Here is a 24195-nt window from a genome sequence, read left to right on the forward strand (position 1 = left end):
CCATTTGGCTGGGATTACTAAAAATATCTTTGCTTTAAACCTATACTAAACACCATAAATGAATAGTTGAAGGGCTGATTGCTATGAAGAAAGAAATTGTAACGCGTGCTTAGACTAATTGAACTAACTCTATTTATCGGTACATCAATACCGGCTTGTGGGGTCATAGAAAAGCTTGTGATAGTCCTTTGAACTTCATACAAACCAACTTGCAGTACCTGATTGGAATGCGCGGTTCCAATGCCCAAACCCACCCAAGGCATGATATCCGAGTCCTCGATAAAGGTATAATGTACAGTTCCTTGAATAGGGAAGGTGTTTATAGTCCGAAACTGGTTGCCATGTATTGCGGAATTACCATCGTTTAAATCTTGTGTGAAATTATCAAAACGCTGCGCAAAAACCTGCCAACCTATCAAAAACCCCGCAGAAATTTTGGGTTTAACAGCCCAGCGGTTTTCTATACTTACCCCTCGCCAGGACATGTTGTTGATGAAATCATTTGACATTTTACCAAGAGGAACGGCCACATCGTAATTGACGCGAAAGTTGTTTTTCCGGAAGTTCGGAATCCTATTGTTATTCGTTTGGGCATTTGCTGAAAGACCAAAAATAATGATGGCGAAAAAAAACAGTATTTTTTTCATCGGTTAACGATTAAGGTAGGGTGATTGTAAAAACATTTGATCAATGGCTCTCAAGGTGCGAGTTGTTAGGTTAGTGTTGTTTCCTCTAAATAAACCTGAGCCAACCCCATACCATACCTCGGGAATAGTTTGGTTTCTCTGGGGAAGTGATTTCCCATCCAATAGCTCTACTATTATGGCCCCGGTGCGAATATTGGAAGTAGTGACGACAGGTGGAAAGAAGCAACAGCCACCCCAGCCCCAACCGCCCCAACCGCCCCAGCCGCCCCAACCTCCCCACCAAGTGGAGAAGTAGTTATCAGAACGGTTTACACTTACCAAAACAAGAAAATCTGCTTGGGTAGCTAAATTACTATCTGAAATTTCTGTGTAACCTGCTTGGTTCATATTGAAGCGTACCTGATTTAAAACAAGTTCAAAATCCACCTCAAGGTTGGTATCGGATACACTAGGATCGGTCAACACAATTACTGTATCTGCCAAATAGTAAGTTTGGATAGCTGGATTTGCAAAATCAAAATCAGCATTTGATTTCTCGGTAAAAACAGAATCAAAGTCCGAAACAAATTCCGGACTAATGGGGTAACAACTGCTAACCAACAAAAAGATTACATAAGCGAGCAGCTTAAAAAGGCTGGTAAAATTTTTCATTGATGATAAGTTTAATTTCAAATGTAAACAAAAAACTTTTGAACTAATCTTTATTTTTTTTCTATTTTATCATGCCAGAAAACAATTGGAAAAAAGATACTCCATTTTCCCAATTTTTAATTCGGAAAATAAAACCCTGCATTGGGGAAGAAATCAAGGGCTTTCGTCCCAAGCCAGCAATACTGAATTGCTGATTTTTTTATCTTATTTTCAAAAGCCTTCTTAACAGGATAGCTCAATTCTTTAAACAATTTTTATTCCCATTATTTCTGTCTACATCGAGGTAAATGAAAACTAAAAAATCAAACCAACTTATAGTCTGTGCATTACTTGCTTCACATATCATAGTAGGTTGCAGCAAAACCAGCAAAAATTTTTCAGAAGTTGAGAAAACAGGATCCAGGATTAGCAAATCTGAATTGGAGGATGAAGCCTGGCATATGGAAGAACTGTATTGGGAATATGTACAGAACATCGATACAGTATCCTATAAAACACTTTGGCACGAAGATTTTATCGGCTACCCTAGTTTTGGGGATGGGGTTTCCAGCAAAAATGGGATTGCCATTTGGATTCCTGATTTACACAAGGACCCGGATCTGAAATTCAGCTATCTCTTACATAAAAAGGCCTCCAATGCCATTGGGGATGTGGTGATGGTATTCTACGACACAGATTATTTTTGGACCGATTCGAATAATCAAGTAGTCCGTAAGGAGACTTATAAGTTTACCCATACCTGGAAAAAGGTGGAGGATAAATGGTTGATTTTGGGAGGTATGGCCGCGCTGAAAAATCAGTACGAAATCCAAAACTGAACAAGATATGATGCCACTTTTCCGAAAAATCCGGCAAAATCTCCTCCAGCAAAATCGAGTCACCCGATACCTGGCCTATGCTGTTGGGGAAATAGTATTAGTGGTCATCGGAATATTGATTGCCTTGAGCATCAATACATGGAATGAAAACAGAAAACTCGACCAACAGGAAAAATCATACCTCAACAGGTTGATCCAGGAAAACAAAAGTGATGTGCTTACTTTCGCAGCCGAAATTGAGCGGCTGGAAAATAACAATCAGAAAATTACAAATCTCAGCAATGCATTCAAAGATTCGGATAGCAGTGATTCCCTATTGATCCAAAGTGCAAGTGAATTTATGATTTATGGCTCCCTTTATCCCCGTTTCAACCCTTCCATTTCCACCTACGAGGACTTATCCAGTACAGGAAACCTTGGTATAATTAAGGATACCGGATTAAGAGACCAAATTGTTACCCACTACCAAAGTTACCAAGCTGTGGAATGGGATTATAAGATCAATGCCGATTGGGCCATGCCCATTGATGCTCCTCTATTTATCCAGACTGATGCCTTAAGATTTGATACTGCCATTACTTCATTTCTTTTTCCTGAGATATCCATCAAAACCATGGCTGAAGAAATTAGAGCAAATCAGGAGATGTATCTGCGGAATGCAGCCGTTCATTATTGGATCAATAAGGATTGTATTATCATGCTCCAACAAATAAAAGATGACACTTCTGTCCTGATAGAAATTTTGGAAGGTGCTATAAAAACGAAAAGCTAATGTTATATAATGTCAATTAAAATATTGGAAAAATCAATAATTGCAATAATTCATGGTAGCTCACAGGATATTTTTAAAATTCAACCACTTCAGGGTTGAAAGGATAAATACATACCGCTAATAATAACCACACATTTCAAATGTGGCTAATCGTTTTCAACCACTTTGTGGTTGAGGGTTTGGGGGAACGACAATTATAGATTACACATTTCTTGAATGGTTGATCAGGTTCACCCCTGTCTTTAGCCAGGGCCTTTGTGGTTATGTTTTTCCCAAACATGATTCCCAAGGGGAATCAATTCGATTAGCCCCACATGCTAATGTGGGGAAAATAATGATAATCTAGCCCGAAACCTCCCAACTCTGAAGGAGTTGAATTTTAAAATCAGGATGCCAACATTAGGTAGGTCAGATTCAACCTTATAGATAACTCCCCCTTTTCTACCTTTAAAAGGGGGAGTTCGTTACTCCTGTCGCCAAGTCTATGCGGGATAAACGTGAAGCACCGGCTTCAAAAACCAGCAGGCCACCTTCTTTATCCCAAACCAATCCTTCTGGGGCTCATTAATCCCGTTGCTAAAGGAAAGGTGTGATTGGAGTATCTCTTTAAATTCTATCTGCCAAACAATACCTGTGCCCCAGTCAGCTACCCATAAGATTTCCCCGTCAGTTGCCAGACCAATTGGCCAAAATACATTGGTATTATCTAAAAGCTTCACTTGATCGATCCAATACATCACTCATGGAAGATGGGATTTGTATCGGTAATTAAAAAAAACAAATCAATTAGAGGATTCCATGGGTCGAAATATAATAGAACTTTTACCGCATAAAAAACCCGGTCATAAATGACCGGGTTCATTATTATTGCAATGCCAAAATGGATTAATACGTTATTTCTCCATTGCCTACGTGAGAAGTCCTGATTAAGGGGTCGCCATTTGTTTTTAAACCAACGATTTCCAAAGTACCATTTTCAATCTCCAAAAAACCGGAAGCGCCTTCAAATCGGCCAGTACCTCCTATGAAATTAATTAATTGGGTATAGACGGCAGTGGTCTCTGAGTTAAAAGTAATGATCATGTCTTCGGTAGCCGCCCAAACCTCGTCCCCGTTCGCGGCATAGATAATATCTTTTTCCCCCGGTAAGGTCCTAAATTTGAATACGTTACCTTGGATATCATAAACTTCGCCTAGACCACCCACACCGGTTATTTTTCCCAGATGCGTCATTATTCCAGTGAAGGTACCTCCTGGACCGTCTGCATTGTCGATACCTTCCAAAGTAATGCTAACCGGTCGGGTAACAGCATTGCTCTTTCTTGCTGTAATATCGATTAATTCATTACTGTCCGGTGGCAATCTCAAAGCTTCTTGAGCAATTAATTCATCACTGTCGTAGGCATCACTGAACTGGCTGCAAGAGATTGTAACAAAAAAGGCTGTAATAAAAGCAGCACCTAATACTGATTTTCCAATAATGTGTTTCATTGTTTTCATGATATGATGGTTTAATGATTAAAATTTATTAATAGCGAATATTTACAGAATTAAGGTACTTAGATGCTCAAAGTCAGACTGTAGTTCTTGTTCCAAATGCTTTATATTTTGTTACAAATCCAAAAAAATGCTGATCTAGCTTAATAAAACCAACAAAACGGGAGGAGGCGACAAATCAACATGGTGTCAACTCAATGCAGGTCGGGAAAAAGTGGTTTTCAAATGCATTCGACTGATCGGTGGGAACATTTTTAGCTATAGGGGAACATGAAAAAAGCAGAGGGAAAGAGAAGGCCCTGACATTGCTCAAGCACGTATTCCATATAAAGGACATTACTTCGGGCAATCCGATGATAGACATTCCCCTTTCGGACCTTGAAAGAATAAACAAACGTATCTGCTTCAAGAATTAGGGTTAAAAGTTGAAAAAAACTCCCCCTCTTCCGAATGGAAAAGGAGGAGTTGGTTACCCTTTTAGCTTAAAAAAATTCAATCAATGAGCTTTTCCTCAATTTTTAGAAATACGGTAAATTACATTTTTACCACCTCCCGAAACATAAATATCTCCGGATTGGCCAATAGCTACCCCATCAAAAAGGTATGTAGGAGGTAAGGCTTCATCCTGACCAACAGCCGGTCCACTCAGGCTGAGACCATCTGCAATTTTGCTCACCTCTCCTGTGGCCAGGTCTATGCGTGATAACCTTGAAGCATCGGTTTCCACAACCAGCAGGCCACCTTCTTTATCCCATGCCAATCCCTCCGGACCCTTTAATCCCGTTGCTAAAGGAAAAGGTGTGATTGGGGTATTACCGTTAAATCCTACTTGCCAAACAATTCCTGTACCCCAATCAGCTACCCATAAGGTTTCCCCGTCAGTTGCCAGACCACTTGGCGCAAATACATTGGCGTTGTCTATAGGCAGGATTACCGAATGATCACTTGCCCATACCACGCCTCCAAGTCCAAGATCGGACACTGCTATGTCATTTTTAAACCTAATGGCATCTATTGGAATCTCCATTGGATAAGTTTCAATGACCTGATCAGATTGTGGATTCCAGATTTGAACAACTGCTCCGAAATAGGAAGATACAATCAGATTCTCCCTGTCTGCAGAAAGCGTGAAAGGAGTGGTCAGATTACCTGGACGACCAAGTAAGTCACCTTTAAAAACATTTTCCTTATTACCGGTTAATCCATTCAATTGGTACAATCGGAACAAATCGGCTGCATACAGTGCGTCTTTATTATTTGCTCCCGGTAAAACTGCCAAGCCCATAGGTGCAATCATCCCTTCACGGCTTATGGTGCGTGGCTGACCACTAGGCAGCATTTGTACTATCGAGCCAAAATCTGCATTAGAAATATAGAGGACATCATTAGAGTCAAAGGCCAAGTTGTCTAGTCCCTCTTGAATTTTTACCAAAAGTGTTTTTTCACCTGTCTCGGTGTTCAATGTAAATACTTCTCCTGATTGATCCAGGACATGAAGTACTCCTTCGGAGTTAAATTTGGCAGCAACGGGAACGGTGAAACCCCCGGCTAAGAATTCCGCGGTACCATCCCCAAAAGGATCTGTAGAAGTTGGAGTTCCGGGCCCTCCGACATTTACCCGAATCACGGCGCCACCTGCAAATAACGGTCCGTATAATTTGCCATCTTGACCGAAATCGAATGCATTCAAAAAGCCAAGTGGAAATGGATTTGCCGGAGTGGAAGCAATGATTTGCCTCGGTGGGGCAATAAGGTTAGGGTCCAGCTCATATAGTCCATCTCCCAAAAAACAGAGTCCTACAAAAAGACGTCCATCTTCAGAAAAGGTAATAGGATTGACTCCTGGTGCAACAAATTGTTTGGTCACCACTCCTTGTGGAGTCATGCGCGCTACATAGCCGATATTGATATCAGTCCAATAAAGCGATCCATCAGGTCCAAATGCCAAATCGTCAGGTGAGATCGCTCCTTCGTCAGTTCCAATCCTATTGAGGATTTTGCCGTTTTGTTTGTCCATCACGACTATTTCCTGCCCGGCAAAACTGGCGATATATAAATTGCCATCCGGACCGAAATTCACACCATTGGCGCTTTTTATGGGAGAACCGGTGTAAATCTCCTTCACAAGGACTTTTGAATTATTCTTCCTGGCATTCATATTAGAGAGTTCCTCCAATTCATAACATGCCGTCATGGAAGCTAAAACAACAAAGAAAGTAAAAATGGAAATCAGTTTAAGTTTCATAATTTTTGGGTTTTGATGGTTTAAGTTTTAAATAGAGAATTTTATATGTATTTGGGTTTTGCCCATTTAAAGAGCCATTTTTACTCATTCTTCCAGAACAATAGCCTTATCGAGATTCAAAAATTTAATTCTGCAAATAGACATGAGTTCAGTTCCAAATGAAAGAGATAAACATGTAGGTAAGTTATTTTGAAATAGAGGATATGTCCGTAGCTATTGTTGCAGATGGATTAGACTATGTTCCAAAACAGAAAAAATCCGAATTCTACGGTTTTTTTAGCCAGGAAGAAAAAGTAGAACCCAAATGGCGGAGTAAAAAAATTGTTGCTGGGCTTTGAATTAGGATCACCCTTTTCTAAAAAAGCTCGGGGCTTCCCCAAATTCTTTGGTAAACTCTTGGGTAAAATGACTGGGATTGCCATATCCCACGGCATAGCCAATTTCTGAAATATTCAAGGCTGAATTTAGCAAAAGCTTCTTTGCTTCTTGCATCCGTATCGTTCGGATGACTTGGGATGTGGACTTATTGGTCAGGGCCTTCAATTTACGATGAAGCTGAGTCCGGCTTATGCCCAGATCTTTGCACAACTCGCCAATTCCAAATTCCTCACTTTCCATATGTGCATCCACAATAGAACGGAGTTTTTCCAGAAAAGCATCTTCTTGTATTTCGGCAGGAGTTTCGGGGTTTCCTATTGGGTTAAGTGTAGCATAGCGCGCTGTAAGTTTTTGGCGAACCTCAATCAATTTCCTCAGTCGGACTTCCAGCTCTTTCTTTTCAAAGGGCTTGGAAAGGTAGGCATCAGCACCTCTTTCTAGACCTTCCAATCGGGATTCCAGATCTGCTTTGGCAGTAAGTAGGATGATAGGAATATGACTGGTTCGTTCATCTTTTTTTAGTCCTTCGACGAGTTCGTAGCCGTCCTTTTCTGGCATCATCACGTCACTGACGATGATGTCCGGAATCATTTCAATGGCCAATTGGATGCCTTGGAGGCCATTTCTGGCTTTTTGGATTTTGTATTTGTCTTGGAGGCAGAGCTCCAGATAGCTCAACACATCTTCATTGTCTTCCACCAGCAAGGCCAGTGGGAGGCTTTCATCGTAATCATCCTCAGCACCAAAAGAAGATGCATCCACCAAATCCTTGACAGATGACCATGTTTCATGGGCCAATTCGCCTGCATTACTCTTTGGAGCAACTTTTCTTATGGGAATTCTAAGTGTAAATTCCGTACCTTTTCCCACCTGACTGCTGACTTCTATGGTTCCGGACATCAGTTGCACCAGCTCTTTGGTGAGTGCCAGGCCAATTCCGGTTCCCTCATCTGACCTCGTAGCCGAATCATCCACCTGATAAAAACGATCAAAAATATAGGGTAAATGTTGGGAAGGAATTCCTTTACCGGTATCCTTCACTTTAATTTCCAAAAAATCTCCCATTTCTCTAGAGCTGATCTTTTCTAATTTAATATAAATATTACCTCCAGGGGGCGTGAATTTTACAGCATTTCCTACCAAATTGGAAAAAATGGCTTGAATTTTCTCCGGATCAAAATCCATGTACAACTCCTCAAAACCGGGGAGTAGATGCAATCGGATATCCTTGGAATCGGCCAGGGAATGAAAGGACTCGGTCAGGTACTTTAAATAAGTCAGGATATTGTCATGGATCATTTTTGCGGTCAATCTACCTGACTGAAGTTTGGATAGGTCCAGCATCTGATTGATCAGTCTGAGCAAAGCCACGCTATTGCGTTTGATCATTGGCAAGCCCTCCTTCATATGCTCGACGGTGGGTTCTGCCATAATATGATCAGCAATCCCAGAAATCACTGTCAATGGCGTGCGGAATTCATGAGTCAGATTGGTATAAATCCTGCTTTTGACGAGGTCAAGGTCTTGTAGACGTATAACTTCGGCTTGAGCCAGTTTTCTGCGAAGCAAAAAGCTATAGACTACATACAGCAGTAAAAACAGCAGCATGACATACGCCAACCAAGCCCACCATTGGGTAAACCAAGGTGGCATCACGGTAATGGTAATAGATCGCTGCCCCACTTTTCCATATCGGTTAGTGGCCTGTACATGAAAAACATATTCTCCTGGTGGCAATGCGTAATAATCCGCAGTGTGTGCTACGCCGCTCCTCCAGTTTTTATCATAGTTATCCAGTTTATATCGAAGGTTTTTTTCAGATTCCAAAGTCGCGAAATCAATACTGCCAAACTCAAACCTAAAGGTATTAAGATGGTGAGGCAACTGTATCTCATTGGTTTCATTGAGATGCTTAGGTAGGATTTTTTTATCTGTTTGGGAGGATATATTACGATCTCCCAGAAAAAAAGCGGCTAAATAAGGAACTGGTTCAGTTGGATAATGCATTTCAAAATCTGCAGGCCTGAAAGAAAAATAACCCGTTGCATTGCCGACAAAAATCTCATTATTTTTAGAAATAAACGTGTTTAAGGAATAAAATCCGGTTTGGCTAGGTTTTTTCCAACTGGTTCCAAAGAGTGCTGCATTTTTAGTTTCAGGATCAAGGCGAATGAATCCAATATCTGTATACAACCAAAGTAATTTTGATTCATCCTCTACGATCCCTGTAATGAGGAGCAAATCTGTAATCAGACCGGTATCATCGTAATAATTATTAATAATTCCTGCCTCAGGATCTAATAAAAAAAAGCCTGACCTGTAGGAACTGACCCAAATTCGCTGTCGGCTATCCTCATGAATTCCGATAACTGACACACCTGCGCTATCTAAAAATCTTTCAAAATCAGCAGAACCTTCACGATAAAGGTTAAAACCATTCTCTGTGCCTATCCAAACTCTTTCTTTAGAATCTTGGAAAAGACTTGTTACATAATTGGAACTTAAACTGTTCGGGTTAGATGGATCATGCTTATAATGAGTGAATTTTCCACTTTTTGAATTCAGGTGGTCTAAGCCTTCCGCTGTACCTACCCAAGTATTGCCATCATGGTCAGGCAGTACCACAGAAGCCATAGGTGAGATAAACCCGTTTTTATTCTTTTGCTCCGAGCTATAGAATTGGTAGGTAAATGATTTTCGATCGAAAAAGTATGCACCAAACGGGATGGTAATCCATAGATTATCCTGATTGTCAAATTTAAGATCAGTAATACTTTTGGATCCAATTGTTTGTTGGACAAAAGTAAAAAAACTATCTGGAGATTCATTCACATGGTGACCGTGCAGGCCCGTCTGGGTTCCAATCCAAATTTCAGCCTCCTTGCCTTGGGCGAATACAAAGGCCCTAGATCCGATGTCAGTATAGTCAAAGTGGTTTTGTAAAGTAGAAATTTGAAACAACACCTGATTCTCTGTCTCGGGCTCCCATCCTGAAATCCACATAAGATTATCCTTGGTTTTAAGTAAGGTCCAAAAGTCGTCCTTTTCCAGATAATGGGAGCCTTCTCCGGATCGACCAAAAAATTCCATCGTCTTCGATTTCGGATTGTAGCGGTTGATCCCTCCCGCATAAGTTCCGACCCAAATACACCCTTGAGAATCTTCATTGATAAAGGTAATGTGATCGACAGCATAGCGGGCGTTTGGGTTAACAGGTGGGCGTGAGAACGCATTTGGATTATTGAGGACATTGGGCAATCGTTGAAATATGCCTTTTTCCCGGTTCATGATATGGAGTCCATCCCCATCTGAACCGACGTAAAAATTGCCTTTGCTGTCTTCAAACATAGCCCGTATCCTATTTCCAACGAGTGACATCGTGTCTTCCGCATCATGTCTGTAGTGAGTGATCAGACCTGAATTCTTTTCAACCTTGTATAATCCTGAAGAAGGATGATCGGGAAAATCGAAAGGGTTGCCTGCGCCAATCCAAATCTGGCCTGCGTGATCTTCATAGATGCTTCTAACTGTTGCCTCTTTGATAGAGCGACCTCCCGGACTGTCGTCACCGATATGAATAAAATGACCTGTATTTCTCTCCAAGGTGTCGAGTCCTTTTGCTGTTCCAATCCATAAGGTACCTGTCCGATCCTCCAAAAGGGCAAATACATTGTTATCACGAAGGCTATGAGGATTGCCTGGATCATGTTGGAAATGAGTAAAAGTTTCGGATATCGGGTCAAATCTATCCAATCCTTCAAACTTGCTCCCAATCCACAAAAATCCACTTTTCCCGGAATAAATGCATTCCAGCTTGTTTGTGTAAAGGGAGTTACTATCATTGGGCTTGGACTTGAAATACTTTTTGCTTGTCCCATCGTATCTTGTTAACCCATTATAGTTGTCAGCTAGCCATATAAAACCATTTTCGTCCTGGCACATTCCCACAATATTGGTGAAGGCTGGATCAAATGTAAAAGGAATGGGTGTGATTTTGATCTCCTGGCTTTTGCATAGAAAAGAAATAGTTGAAAAAGTGAAAAATAGTAAGAGTTTAGGGCGAATCATCTGTTTTCAAGTAGTTTCTAATCAACAACTTAAAATATATTTATTGAAATTCCTAAATCAAATTTTGACCTAAATTCCTTCATTGAATAACCTGGGTTCGACATTTTTCATTCGGGAAATATAACTCCCAATTGGGGAAGAAATCCGGGCAGTTCGTCCTAAGTCAGGATTCATGAATTTTGATTTTTTTATCTAATAACCATATGCATTTACAAAACCCTTCATCTGTATTAGAAATCAAATTGGCTTTAATTATAGGGGACAGGTCCAAAAGGACAATTTTCGGTCCCTATTTTATTGGATTTTAATGTACGGCTTGCCAATGAATTATAAATGATTTCCATTTGAATAATCTTAGGCAAATATTCTTAAATACCCTGGGCTTTTGATACCCGGATGTTTTCCTTATATTTCTGAATATAGCATGCAAAAAATAACATATGTAGGAGAAATCGTCATTCTGACATAGGAAAGCCTGCCTCGATGCTTTCGGGGCATCTCCAGAGGATCAGTTAATGATATTAACCTAAATAGAAACTCGTGAGATCCCTCGTACCTACTACTGACAGGAACGTGCGTCACTCTGAGTGAGGCGAAGAGTCTCCGGTTATATGGGAGATCCCCCGCAATACTGCTGGGCAGGCATTCGACTCCGCAGGCTCCGTCTCAATATGACGATGTGCATTGGATCTAATAACCTTTCTGTAAATGCCAAATTTTCAATACTCAACATGAAAAATACCATCTTTCTAGCCTTATTCTTGGTCTTTTCTTTTTTTTCTTTTGGCCAAAACACATGGACTGCAGAGAAAATCATGCAGTATAAAAACATTACTGCCACAAACATTTCACCCGATGGTAAATTCATTGCCTATGTTGTGAATGTTCCTATAATGGAAGGAGAAAAATCAGAATACAACAGTCAACTTTGGGTGGCTGCCACTGACGGAACTATGGATGTGCAGTATACCCGTGGTGAAAAATCCTCCACGGCGCCCCAGTTCTCCCCCGATGGAAAACTGATTGCATTCCTTTCCAACCGTGTTGACGATAAAAACCAGATTTTTGTCTTACGACTTATGGGCGGTGAAGCTGAACAGATCACCTTTGCAAAATCAGGCGTCAGCTCATTTAAATGGTCTCCCGATGGTAAACATATCGCCTACTTAATGAAAGATCCTGAAACCGAAGAAGAGGAAAAGAGAAAAAAGGAAAAGACCGATGTAATCCTGGTGGACAAAGACTATAAATACAATCATATCTATACCATCTCACTTGAAGCGGCAAAAGACGGTACCCGCAAAACAAAACAACTAACCGGAGGCACCTATCATGTCAATGGTTTCGATTGGTCACCGGATGGCAGCACGATTGCATTTTCTTTTGCCCCTAATCCCACCATCAATGATGGCGGACTGGAATCCGATATTGCGATCATTCCTGCAGACAGCGGTAAAGTTACAACGATAGTAAAAAGGCCAGGAGTAGATACTGGCCCAAGGTACTCCCCTGATGGCAAATGGATAGCCTTTCAGTCTTCTGGTGGAAGACCCGAAAGAGTGGGGCTTATGGATATTTATAAAGTAGCAGCAAGCGGTGGGGATGTGATCGAACTTCAGAAAACACCGGATCGCAGTGCTAACATCGTCGCTTGGTCTGAAGATGGAACCCATCTTTTTATTGCTGAAAATTACAAAACCTCTCAGGCTTTGATTGCCCTGCCTTCCAGCAGTGATCTTCAATTGCCCAAGGGAGATTACTTGGCCTATTCAGAATCTGAATTGCCTATCCTGACTTCGACCAATGGCTCGGCGGGAGCATTTTCGGTGAGTAAATCCGGAAATCGGATCAGCTTCACCTTTGAAGATGTGAATACCCCAAAAGAGGTCTTTGCCGCAGGAATCCGGGGTGAAAATGCAAAGAAAATCAGCAGTATCAATGCCAATTTTGATCCTCCTGCCCTTGGGAAAACCGAGGTGATTTCATGGAATTCAAGGGATGGCTTGGTCATTGAAGGAATTCTCACCTATCCGGTCGATTATCAACCGGGCAAAAAATATCCTATTATCCTGCAGATTCATGGAGGACCAGCAGGAGTTTTCTCGCAAACCTATACCGGTGCACCTTCTATTTATATGACCCAGTATTTTGCGCAGCATGGATTTATCGTGCTTCGTCCCAATCCACGGGGCAGCACAGGCTATGGGAAAGATTTCCGCTATGCCAATGTACGCGACTGGGGTTTTGGGGATTATGAGGATCTAATGACGGGGGTAGATCATGTCTTGGATATGGGAATTGCCGACAGGGAAAATCAGTTTGTTATGGGTTGGAGTTATGGAGGCTATATGACAAGTTGGATCGTGACCCAAACCGATCGGTTCAACGCAGCCAGCATGGGAGCCGGCTTACCCAATCTGATCTCCATGGTAACCACTACCGATATACCTGACTACCTGGTAGCACATGCAGGTGGGAAAGAATATTGGGAAGATTACGAGGAATATGAAAAGCATTCTGCCATCTACTATATGAAAAATGTAGTCACTCCCACTCAGGTAATTCACGGTGCCAATGATTTGCGGGTGCCGCTTGCCCAGGGGCAGGAGTTTTATAATTCATTGAAGCGAAAGGGAGTGGACACAGAAATGATCATGTATCCACGAACTCCGCATGGACCCACTGAACCAAAATTCCTGATGGATGTTTCACCGCGCATTTTGACCTGGTTTGAGAAATATATGAAGTGATAGATATAGATGTGAGGCTTAGGTGTTGATTTTCGATTGGTTCATCCCCATACTTCCAGCCCAAGAAGCGGGGATTAAAGGATATATTTTTGCAAAAACCATATTTGGGGAAGAGATCTTTGAAATTCAACTCCTCCAGAGTTGAAAGGATAATTGGATATGGTTAATTCGACCACACATCATGATGTGTGGCTAATCAGATTCAATCACTTTGTGATTGATTAGACTTATTGTACAAAGATGTCAAACCGCTTTATTTCAAGTTTAATTCCTGAAGTGCTTGCTGGTTATTGCCAGGAATCAATTTGATCAGTTATTGTGCTGGAATCTGCAAAAATATAATCTCTTAAGATCTTGGATGTGATGGAATTAAATCGATCATTTTTGAATTGTTTTGCCCAGTTTGATTCCTGAGGAGCTTCCCAGTGGAAATATCTCGCATAATTTTAAATTGATGTTTAATTTGATTCCTGAAGGGAATCAATTCGATTAGCCCCACATGTCAATGTGGGGTATGATGATAAGACATCCGTGAATTTCCCAACCCTGAAGGGGTTGAATTCGAAAAAGAACAGGTATGACAATGTTTAATCCTATCAGATATTTTTAATCAAAGTGTAATTTATTCTCTCCAATCCACCTCCGAAAAATTAAACCCCTCATTGGGGAAGAAAATCCCACCTTTCGTCCTTTTTAGAGGAAATAGACCACTTCATTTTTTTATCTTCTACATCATTTATTTTCCAAATTCTACACGATGACAAAATCCTTTTCACCCCAATTTTTTAATCAACCATGAAAATAGTCCAGGAAGGATTAAAACGCGAAGTAGGCGTATGGGGGCTGTCGGCCAATATCGTCAATATCATGATCGGTGCGGGCATCTTTGTACTTCCGGCCATCATCGCCGAAACCATGGGGGCTTCAGGGGTTTTGGCTTATCTGTTTTGTGGATTGCTGATCGGTTTGGTCATGCTTTGTTTTGCAGAGGTAGGGAGCAAGGTGACCCATTCCGGTGGAGGATACGCTTATGTGGAGACTGCCTTTGGAGCTTATCCCGGATTTTTGGTTTCAATATTCTCTTTGATGGGAAGTATTTTTGCAGATGCGGCAGTTTCCAATGCCCTAGTGGAGATTATAGCATTGCTTTTCCCGATTTTCAAGACTCCGCCTCTTAGAATATTTTCCCTCTTTCTTTTATTTTCAGGCTTGGCCATGATCAATGTCATTGGTGTCAAACAGGGAATTGGACTGGTCAAAATCACTACCGTCGCCAAATTGATTCCACTTTTGCTCCTTATAAGCTTTGGCTGGAAAGATGTGCAATGGGTCAATTTATCTTGGGAATCTGAACCGACCATCCAAAAATTGGGAGAGGCTTCCCTGATCTTGTTTTTTGCTTTTATGGGTGGGGATGCGGGCCTGTCGATTGGAGGGGAAATCAAAAACCCACAAAAGACAGTACCCCGTGCGATTTTTATAGGGATTTCGGGTGTGTTATTGCTCTACGTACTTATCCAATTGGTTTCTCAGGGAATTTTGGGCAACGACCTTCCAAATCTAAAAGAAGCACCTCTGGCAGAAGCTGCTAAAGTTGTTTTTGGACCCGTAGGATATACCCTTCTTTTTGTTGGAACAGGGATATCCATGTTTGGAATGGTCAGTGGGCAGATCCTGAATATTCCAAGAGTGATTTTTAGACTTTCCCGGGATGGGGTGATTCCTTTCAGTAGGTTGGCTTCTATCCACCACAAATTCAAAACCCCATATTTGGCGATTTTGCTGTACAGCGGCCTGGGCTTTACCCTTGCCACTATAGGAGGCTTTAGACAACTGGCCGTAATTGCCGCTTCAAGCGTGTTGTTGGTTTATTTTGGCGTTTCGCTCTCGGTGATCGGTCTTCGAAGAAAGAAAGACTTGAATAATGGGGGGTTCAAAATTCCTTTTGGTTATACCGTTCCTATCCTTTCAGCAGGTATTATTCTCTTTTTCCTTTCCAATTTGACAGGACTTGAGATAAAGGGAATACTGACCTTGATTGTGGTTTTGACAGGGATTTATTTCCTGGGTAAGGTGTATAGGATGTGGAAGAAGAATAAAGGTTAAATGGATAATGAAATTCATCAAAAAACATTTATCTTATTTACTATTAACCAAATACTAACCATGATTTATCACATTTTAAAAAGTTAAACCTGACAGGTTTATTGACAAGAAAAGCATTAAAACCTCACATTGAGCTTGAAAAACCTGTCAGGTTTCGAACCTCAAATATTTAATTGATTAAGAAGGATTAAACTTATTAGCATTACCTAGAAAACGCTGTAGAAAAAAACCACAAATGAACCATAAGATCGAAACAATCATTCTATTTGCTTTTTTTGGTATTTTACTTTTCTCCTGCCAAAAAGAAATACCAGCCCCTAAGCCTCCTAATATCCTTTTAATTATGGCCGATGACTTGGGTTATGCAGATATGGGTTCCTTTGGAGGAGACATTTCCACGCCCAATCTGGATCAGTTGGCCAAAGAGGGAATTCGTTTCAGCCGCTTTCACACTGCCCCATTTTGTGCGGTAAGCAGGGCCATGTTGCTGTCGGGTAATTTTAACCATGTGGCCGGTATGGGTTCACAGGATTTGGTCACGGGTGTTCCCGGATACGAGGGACAACTCAGCGATAGGATTATTCCTGTTCCTGAACTGCTTCGCTCGGCAGGCTACCATACTTATATGGCCGGAAAATGGCATTTGGGAGGATCTGCAGAGGCCAATCCCGCCAACAAAGGTTTTGAAAAATCCTTTGTAACCTTGGAAGGTGGGGCCAACCACTACAGCCAAAGAGGTATCTTCCCGGATGTTCCGGTTTCAATTTATACTGAAAATGGGGAAGAAGCCAATTGGCCAGCAGGTGCCTATTCCACGGATTTTTATACAGATAAATTGATATCCTACCTCAATGCTGACCGCGAAGATGGACAGCCCTTTTTTGTTTTTGCCGCTTACACTTCCCCGCATTGGCCTCTACAGGTAGATTCAAGCTACTGGAAAAAATATGAGGGCCGCTACGATGTCGGTTACGAAGTCCTTCGCGAAAAAAGATTGGAATCCCTCAAAAAAGCAGGGATGATCCACGCTGCCGCGCAAACACCTCCGCTTCACACCCGGGTCAAACCTTGGGATTCGCTTTCTCCCGAAGAACAGAAGAAAGAAGCCCGAAAGATGGAACTCTATGCCGGTATGGTGGAGAACCTGGACTATAACATCGGGCGTTTGATTTCCCATCTAAAGGAAACTGGCCAATACGAAAATACCCTCATCGTGTTTTTGTCAGATAACGGTGCCGCAGCGGAGGACTTCTATTACCATGACTATTTTGGGCCATTTCTACAGGAAAATTACTCAGATGCATTTGAAGATATGGGCCAAGAAAACTCCTTTATTTCCTACGGTCCGCAATGGGCAGAGGCAGGTACAGCCCCTTTCAAATACTTCAAAGGTTATACTACCGAAGGGGGAATGAATGCCCCCATGATTATCTCAGGTCCGGGAGTCAGCCCCCAAAACCAAATCAACGATCAATTTCTCAGCATCATGGATCTGGCTCCGACTTTCTACGAACTAGCAGGTATACCCTATCCGAAAACCTGGAGAGGGAAAGAAATTTCAGGATTAGCGGGAAGTTCTCTTTTACCTGCGTTGACTGGAGATCCAAAACCTATCCATGATTCCACCTATGTTTTTGGCTTGGAACACCGGGGCGATGCGATGCTCAGAAAAGGAAAATGGAAGCTTTTGAATACCAAAAAACCTTTTGAATTGGAAAACTTCGAGCTCTATAATTTAGAAAATGACCTCTCCGAGCAGCAGGATTTGAAAGAGGTGAATCCTGAAAAATACCAAGAGCTTCTGCAGGAATGGGAGAAATTTTCCAAGCAGGTCGGTATCGTTACTCCTTCTCCAAAACAAGGAGAAGGACTAAATTAAAAATAAAGATGACTATGAAAAAACACTTAATCCTATTCCTAGTGCTTGGGTTTCTACTACATCTAGAAACGAATGCCCAGGAAAAAACCAATCTAGAACTGACCGATCTATTCTATATGGAATATGTCAGTGAACCCCAGATTTCGCCGGACGGCACCCAGGTTGTTTTTGTCCGGAATTTCAAGGACATTTTGACCGACCGGGATTATTCCAATCTCTGGATCAGTAATATCGATGGTTCCCGGATCCGACAACTCACCCAGGGAAATCAGCGCGATTATGCCCCGAGTTGGTCCAATGACGGTAAGAAACTCGCATTCCTGTCCAATCAGGATGACGAAAAGGTCAAGCTATTTGTCATGTATCTGGATACGAGGGAAACAGTAACACTGACCAATACTGCAATACCACCTGATGCAGTGTCCTGGAGTCCTGATGACAGTCAGTTGGCCTTTACCCAATTTGTGCCTGAAACCAAAAATTCGATGCTGAACCTTCCTGCCAAACCGGAAGGAGCAGAATGGAATGCAGCACCGATCTTTATCAGTGAATTAAATTATCGGAGTGATGGGGCAGGGTATTTAAAATCCGGCAAATCTCAGATTTTTACTTTGGGAATTGATGGGGGAACGCCCCGACAGCGCACTTTCACATCACATAACCATGGAAATCCTATCTGGGCAAAAGATGGAAAAAGCCTTTTTTTCTCAGCTAACCTCCATGAAAGTTCAGAATTGGAACCCAGAAATTCAGAAATATATAGTTTGGATTTGGCTTCAGGTGAAGTAAAAGCCTTGACTTCAAGGTTTGGACCGGACGGTGATCCCTCACTTTCTCCTGACGGCCTAATGATTGCCTTCACTGGACATGATGATACCTTTCAGGGTTATATGGTGACCAATCTATATATCATGAATACGGATGGAACCAGTGTGAAAAACCTGACAGCGGACCTTGACCGTGATGCAAATAATCCGCAATGGGAAGGAAATGGACAAGGGATTTATTTTCAGTATGATGACCAAGGTGATGTCAAAGTGGGGCATGTAGCTCTTACAGGAAAAATCCGAACGATAGTTGAAGGACTTGGAGGTTTGGATTTGGGAAGGCCTTACAACGTAGGTTCCTATACAGTTTCTTCCAATAACCGTGTCGCCTTTACCCTCGGTAGTACAGAACATCCTGCTGATCTGGCCGTTTGGAATGGAGGAAACACCACCCGGATCACTGCTTTAAATGATGATATTTTTTCCTTCCGAAAAATCGGCAAAACCGAAGAAATATGGTGGGAATCCAGTTTCGATGGCAGAAGAATTCAGGGTTGGATAGTTACTCCCCCTGATTTTGATCCAACAAAAAAATATCCCTTCATTCTTGAAATTCACGGAGGACCTTTTGCCATGTACGGGCCTTCTTTTGCATACGAAATACAAAACTATGCTGCGGCAGGTTATGTGGTCCTCTATACCAATCCGAGGGGAAGTACCGGTTACGGTCAGGAATTTGGGAATTTGATACACCATGACTATCCCAATCATGACTATGAAGACCTGATGTCCGGAGTGGATGCAGTGATTGCCAAGGGCTATATCGATACAAATAACCTATTTGTTACAGGAGGCTCCGGAGGGGGAGTTCTGACGGCTTGGATTGTGGGTAAAACCAACCGTTTCAAAGCTGCCGTGGTGGCCAAGCCCGTGATCAACTGGACAAGTTTTGTCCTACATGCGGACAACCCGGCTTTCTTTGCGAAGTATTGGTTCGGAAAAATGCCTTGGGAGGATCAGGAGAATTACTGGAGAAGATCACCTTTATCGCTGGTTGGCAATGTGAAAACCCCGACCATGCTGCTGACGGGTGAGCAGGATTTTAGAACGCCCATTTCTGAATCAGAGCAGTATTATACTGCGCTCAAATTGCAGGGAGTGGAAGCTGCCATGGTCCGTATTCCGAATGCTTCCCATGGATTGGTCAATCGACCCAGCATGCTGATGAGTAAGTCAGCGGCTATTTTGAGTTGGTTTAATCATTACCGGGATCAGCAATGAGTTGGATAAGAAAAACATTACTCTCCCTAACAGGGCTTTTAATTGTCACCTTCGCCTTTGCGCAGGAGGCTGAGGTGTCTCAGATTCTTGCCCAACGAGAGGCTTCCAATCAGGCCCTTCGTGTTTTTGATGATGAGTTGAATGCGACCTTTTCCACAGAAGACGCCTTGATCACCACCGGTGCAGGCACCTTGATTTCCGGAAAAAAGGAATTGATGAAGTATATCCAGGAATCGACAGGACCGAGGATGTATTGGATCCGGACTCCGGATGAAGTATTGGTCAATCAGAAAACCAAGCTGGCGTGGGAAACGGGAACCTGGAAAGGATATGTAGAAGGTTCGGATAAGGCAGTGGTGGGAGGGAAGTACTCCGCCCAATGGACCAAAGCCTCTGGGACTTGGCTCATCCACTCACAGTTGTTTGTCACACTTGAAAATTAAGCTTATGGAAGAAAATCAAGCCCCTGAAACTGAGAAAGACCTTTCCAACAAAGAAGTAATCAATTCCTTTAAAAAGAAGAATCGGAAGTCCTATCTGAAGGAATTCTTCATGCTTTTTTTGGCAGTCTTCTGTGGATTCCTTGCGGAGAATTACAGAGAGTCTTTGAGTGCAAAAAAGATTGAAAAAGAATATATCCTCTCTTTGATAGAAGACTTAAAAACGGATACGACCAACCTTAGTGGGTATATCTCCTTCAGGAAAGAAAAAAGCGTGCTCATGGATTCTTTGGCATTAATGATCCTATCAGAAGAGCGTAGTTCGTTGGGAAATCAGATTTACTTTTTGGCGAGGCAGGTATTCAATGACCAGTCATTTTTCTATTCTGACGGCACTATCCAGCAGCTCAAAAATGCAGGAAATCTTAGGCTGCTTCGAAAAAGAATCGTCGTCAATGAATTACTTACATATGAGAAAAAAGTAAAGGTGTTGGAGGAATGGGATGAGAATGACAACAGAACCAAATCCACCTTTCGCGAAATGGGAGGGAGGGTTTTCCATTCCGCAGAATTGAACGCTACGATGGATTCAGAAATGAGATTCGTCATGCCGACCACCAATCCCCAATTGATCACAGCTGATTTTGGGGTCATCAATGAGATTGCTTTTCAGATCCATTACTTATCCAAAATGACCAAAGGCAATAGCCTCCGAGCAGAATCCTTAAAGTCTGATGCAGGCCGCTTATTGGAATTGATTCATTCAGAATATAAACTCGACTGACCATGGAAAATCAGCCTTTAGATCTAGATCAGACTATGGAAGAATCCAATGCAAAAGAGTTAAAGGTCTTTAAAAAGAGAAACTGGAAATCCTATATCAAAGAGTTCTTTATGCTGTTTTTAGCTATCTCACTGGGCTTTTTTGTAGAAAACCAGCGGGAAGCCTACGTCGAAAACAAAAGCGCCAAAGTCCTTGCGCAATCCATGTTGGAAGATTTGGAACAGGACAGAAAAGCCTTGCAGGAAGGGATTTTGTTTATGGAGGAGAAAGACCAAAACATGGATGAATTCCTTCGCATGCTTCATGCTCCTGGTGGGGATTGGGATACGGTGGCATTTTACAAAAGTATGACGATGGTTTTCTCCACTTTTCCTTTTTCCCCAACAGACGGCACTTATTCCCAAATGAAATCCTCGGGTACCCTGAGGTATTTTGATCAAAGGCTGGTCAATAAAATGAATGCCTATGACAACCAATTGAAGAAAACAGTATTCCGGGATGAGCTTATAGAAAAGGCAGAGTGGGAATTGGTACCACTAGCCGCAACACTGATCAATTTTGAGGTAACTGGTGAGTTACGGTTCAACAAGCCCATTACCAAAGAGACCTACATCAAGATCCAGGATCAAGACACCTTGGACTTATTTATCAATAAAGTCGCCGTCGTTCGGACAATGACGGGGCGTTCTCTTCAGGAGTATAAGGCGCAGCTGCTACTCAGTGAAGACCTGATCAAAGAGATCAAAGACAAATACAAATTGTATTAGGCATTATTATCATGAAAAACACTTATATAAATTGCCTTTTGCTACTGATCCTTTTGGGATGGAGTAAGTCCGGAAGCCTTCTTGCACAGGATATCTCTATCAAAATAGGATTTCAGGATAGCATCCACTCAGAGATTCTGCGGGAAAACAGAAAACTATTGATCCACCTTCCTGTTGACTACCACTCTTCAGGTCAATCCTATCCCGTTTTGTACCTGCTTGACGGTTCGGAAAGTGGGCTTTTCAACGCCATCTCTGATCTCAGAAAGTTGTACGACCTCGCTCCCGAGATGGTCATAGTTGCGATTAGGAATACTGACCGAAGCCGGGATATGATGCCTGTGGTGGCCAAAGGCTATCCCGGACCACCTAGGGCAGAAGATTTCCTTTCTTTTATAGAAAAAGAACTGATTCCCTCTATCGAAAAAACCTACCGGACCAACGGACAAAGAATCCTCAAAGGACAGTCTCTAAGTGGTCTTTTTACATTGTATGCCTTGCTTACCAAACCCACCTTATTTGAAGCCTATATCGGACATAGTGCAGGTTGGTTTGAAGAAAGCAATGCTTATTTTCTGGACTTGAGCGAAAAGGCTTTTCAAAAACCAGGCGATTTTGAGGGCAGAAAAATCTTTATGGCCAATTCCCTGAACGATCCCTATGACGCCGATCGGGTAATCCATAAGCAATTGGCGGACTTTTCGGAACTGATCAAATCCCGGTTGGGGGAAAGGATTTCCTACAAGTATGTCACTTATGCCGATTACGGCCATGTCCCATATCCGGGCTTTTATGATGGGGTTAGATTCATTTTTGAATCGGAGGAAACAAGACCTGCAGCCGAATCGGACGAATCAGCGGTCAAGAAATTAGTTGAAAGCTTTTTAACTGCAGTTGGAAACGGGGATTTGGAGGCCATTGAGCCTATGTTTCTACCAAGGGCGACAATTGGTGGGGTAAGCTTTAGGGAAGGAAAGTGGAATACGTTTACCACCACTATTGAAGATTATTTGTCCAGTAAAAACGAAAACCCATCCCGATTTACCGAACCGGTATCCAATTACACCATCCATATCAGCGAAGGTCAATTGGCTTTTGTGAAGGCAGATGCCATCCTCTACCGGGAGGGGAAAGCCCAATCCCATAATATGGATTATTTCACTTTACTGAAAGAAAACGGAACCTGGAAATTTCTAAGTGCCGCTTACACTGCAAAGCCGATAATCATTAAATAAGGAATGATATGCTAAAAATTTTCTTCACAATTAGCCTTCCAATAATTTTTATTATCACTATTTCCTTTGAGGCAACAGCACAAAAAGGGCCTGTCCCTGTTATCAATCAGCAAGAACAACACCTGTTCCACTCCACAACCAATGGAAAAAGTTATCATTTGACCGTATCTCTGCCACCACATTATTCTCCTGCCGACAGTGTAAAATATCCGGTACTATACCTCTTGGATGGAAGTTTTTCATTTCCGATTGCCCATGCTGCCAGGACCCTTTTGGACATGTTTGGAGAGATTGAGGAGGTGATTATCATTGGCATAGGTGATGAATGGGAGCAATCCTATTCTCCTTGGATAAGCAGTCGATGGACTGACTATACCCCTTCCGCTGATCCGGCAAGTGACTCCAATCCTGCTTTTTTAAACCTTTTTGACCTTAAGGAAGGAGCATTATTATCCGGAGGAGGCCCGGTTTTTTTGGCTATGATCCAAAATGAGATTATTCCATTTATAGATGGACAATACAAAACCACGCAGGACAGAGGGATAGCAGCGCATTCCTTTGGAGGATTATTTGCAGGTTATTGTTTGCTCAAAGCATCAAATACCTTCAGCAGATTTGGCATCAACAGTCCCTCATTTTGGTGGAATAAGGATGAAATTTTTGCTTTGGAGCAGCTGTATTCTCAGCAAAACCAGGATTTAAATGCCAAGGTGTTTATTTCGGTAGGAAGCAAGGAGGGTACAAGCATTGTCCCAAAGATGCTGGCTTTTACTGATTCTCTCCAGAGTCGTAATTATGGGAGTCTAAAGTTAACTTCTAATATTTTCGAAGATGAAACCCATAATTCAGTGGTAGCCGCTTCCATCAGCAGAACGCTCAGGGTTTTATTTGGCAAGTAACTATAAGTATCACAAAACAGCCTTAAATAAATGAAATAACAATGATTAAATTTTTCCGCAAAATCCGCCAAAAACTCCTTGCCGACCTGCCTGTATTCTAAGGTTAAAGCAAGTGGAATAGTACAATTTTGTTAATTATTTTCAAGCTGCGTACTTATAAATGTCCACATATGGTGAATCTCTATCTATGACAGCAAAGATTCTCGAAAGC

General features: G+C 42.0%; 17 protein-coding genes. 11 read left to right on the plus strand and 6 right to left on the minus strand.

Annotation, left to right across the window (positions count from 1 at the left end; translation table 11 throughout):
* Nucleotides 1–17: 17 nt before the first annotated feature.
* A complete protein-coding gene (locus tag ACFSKV_RS14065; RefSeq protein ID WP_380803965.1) occupies nucleotides 18–647 on the minus strand; it encodes a hypothetical protein in 630 nt (209 codons plus the stop codon).
* A gap of 3 nt (nucleotides 648–650) precedes the next feature.
* Nucleotides 651–1298, minus strand: a complete 648-nt coding sequence (locus ACFSKV_RS14070; RefSeq protein ID WP_380803968.1) for a DUF4136 domain-containing protein — start codon at nucleotides 1296–1298, stop codon at nucleotides 651–653.
* A 287-nt stretch (nucleotides 1299–1585) separates the two neighbouring features.
* Here ACFSKV_RS14070 and ACFSKV_RS14075 point away from each other — a divergent pair, with 287 nt between their 5' ends.
* Together ACFSKV_RS14075 and ACFSKV_RS14080 are read left to right on the plus strand one after the other, a co-directional pair.
* Nucleotides 1586–2116: a nuclear transport factor 2 family protein gene (locus ACFSKV_RS14075; RefSeq protein WP_380803971.1), complete on the plus strand. Its 531-nt coding sequence runs from the start codon at nucleotides 1586–1588 to the stop codon at nucleotides 2114–2116.
* A 7-nt stretch (nucleotides 2117–2123) separates the two neighbouring features.
* A complete protein-coding gene (locus tag ACFSKV_RS14080; protein WP_380803974.1) occupies nucleotides 2124–2888 on the plus strand; it encodes a DUF6090 family protein in 765 nt (254 codons plus the stop codon).
* Nucleotides 2889–3370: 482 nt separating this feature from the next.
* Here ACFSKV_RS14080 and ACFSKV_RS14085 read toward each other — a convergent pair whose 3' ends face one another.
* From ACFSKV_RS14085 to ACFSKV_RS14100, 4 genes are all read right to left on the minus strand, one after another.
* Entirely contained in the window at nucleotides 3371–3625 is a 255-nt protein-coding gene (locus ACFSKV_RS14085; RefSeq protein WP_380803977.1) for a hypothetical protein, read from the minus strand.
* A 148-nt stretch (nucleotides 3626–3773) separates the two neighbouring features.
* Nucleotides 3774–4388, minus strand: coding sequence for a hypothetical protein (locus ACFSKV_RS14090; RefSeq protein WP_380803979.1), 615 nt, complete (start codon nucleotides 4386–4388; stop codon nucleotides 3774–3776).
* A gap of 508 nt (nucleotides 4389–4896) precedes the next feature.
* A complete protein-coding gene (locus ACFSKV_RS14095) occupies nucleotides 4897–6630 on the minus strand; it encodes an NHL repeat-containing protein (protein WP_380803982.1) in 1734 nt (577 codons plus the stop codon).
* A 345-nt stretch (nucleotides 6631–6975) separates the two neighbouring features.
* A complete protein-coding gene (locus ACFSKV_RS14100; RefSeq protein WP_380803985.1) occupies nucleotides 6976–11076 on the minus strand; it encodes a two-component regulator propeller domain-containing protein in 4101 nt (1366 codons plus the stop codon).
* A gap of 731 nt (nucleotides 11077–11807) precedes the next feature.
* Between ACFSKV_RS14100 and ACFSKV_RS14105 the strand changes: the two genes are divergently transcribed.
* The 9 genes from ACFSKV_RS14105 (at nucleotide 11808) to ACFSKV_RS14145 (ending at nucleotide 23984) form a co-directional block, all read left to right on the plus strand.
* A complete protein-coding gene (locus ACFSKV_RS14105; RefSeq protein ID WP_380803988.1) occupies nucleotides 11808–13826 on the plus strand; it encodes a S9 family peptidase in 2019 nt (672 codons plus the stop codon).
* A 795-nt stretch (nucleotides 13827–14621) separates the two neighbouring features.
* Nucleotides 14622–15932, plus strand: coding sequence for an APC family permease (locus tag ACFSKV_RS14110; protein WP_380803989.1), 1311 nt, complete (start codon nucleotides 14622–14624; stop codon nucleotides 15930–15932).
* A gap of 235 nt (nucleotides 15933–16167) precedes the next feature.
* Complete coding sequence (locus ACFSKV_RS14115; RefSeq protein ID WP_380803992.1) at nucleotides 16168–17811, plus strand: arylsulfatase; 1644 nt, start codon at nucleotides 16168–16170, stop codon at nucleotides 17809–17811.
* A 14-nt stretch (nucleotides 17812–17825) separates the two neighbouring features.
* Nucleotides 17826–19859, plus strand: coding sequence for a S9 family peptidase (locus tag ACFSKV_RS14120; protein ID WP_380803995.1), 2034 nt, complete (start codon nucleotides 17826–17828; stop codon nucleotides 19857–19859).
* Nucleotides 19856–20302, plus strand: a complete 447-nt coding sequence (locus ACFSKV_RS14125) for a DUF4440 domain-containing protein (protein ID WP_380803998.1) — start codon at nucleotides 19856–19858, stop codon at nucleotides 20300–20302. The genes ACFSKV_RS14120 and ACFSKV_RS14125 overlap by 4 nt, the downstream gene beginning before the upstream one ends.
* 4 nt (nucleotides 20303–20306) lie before the next feature.
* Nucleotides 20307–21083: a hypothetical protein gene (locus ACFSKV_RS14130; RefSeq protein ID WP_380804001.1), complete on the plus strand. Its 777-nt coding sequence runs from the start codon at nucleotides 20307–20309 to the stop codon at nucleotides 21081–21083.
* A 2-nt stretch (nucleotides 21084–21085) separates the two neighbouring features.
* Nucleotides 21086–21850: a hypothetical protein gene (locus ACFSKV_RS14135; protein WP_380804004.1), complete on the plus strand. Its 765-nt coding sequence runs from the start codon at nucleotides 21086–21088 to the stop codon at nucleotides 21848–21850.
* Nucleotides 21851–21861: 11 nt separating this feature from the next.
* Nucleotides 21862–23085 carry an alpha/beta hydrolase-fold protein gene (locus ACFSKV_RS14140; RefSeq protein WP_380804007.1) on the plus strand — a complete coding sequence of 408 codons (1224 nt, stop codon included), beginning with the start codon at nucleotides 21862–21864 and terminating at the stop codon, nucleotides 23083–23085.
* An 8-nt stretch (nucleotides 23086–23093) separates the two neighbouring features.
* Nucleotides 23094–23984, plus strand: a complete 891-nt coding sequence (locus ACFSKV_RS14145; RefSeq protein ID WP_380804010.1) for an alpha/beta hydrolase — start codon at nucleotides 23094–23096, stop codon at nucleotides 23982–23984.
* Nucleotides 23985–24195: the final 211 nt, after the last annotated feature.

Origin of the sequence: Shivajiella indica, from assembly GCF_042683085.1 — a bacterium.
Lineage (GTDB): Bacteria > Bacteroidota > Bacteroidia > Cytophagales > Cyclobacteriaceae > Shivajiella > Shivajiella indica.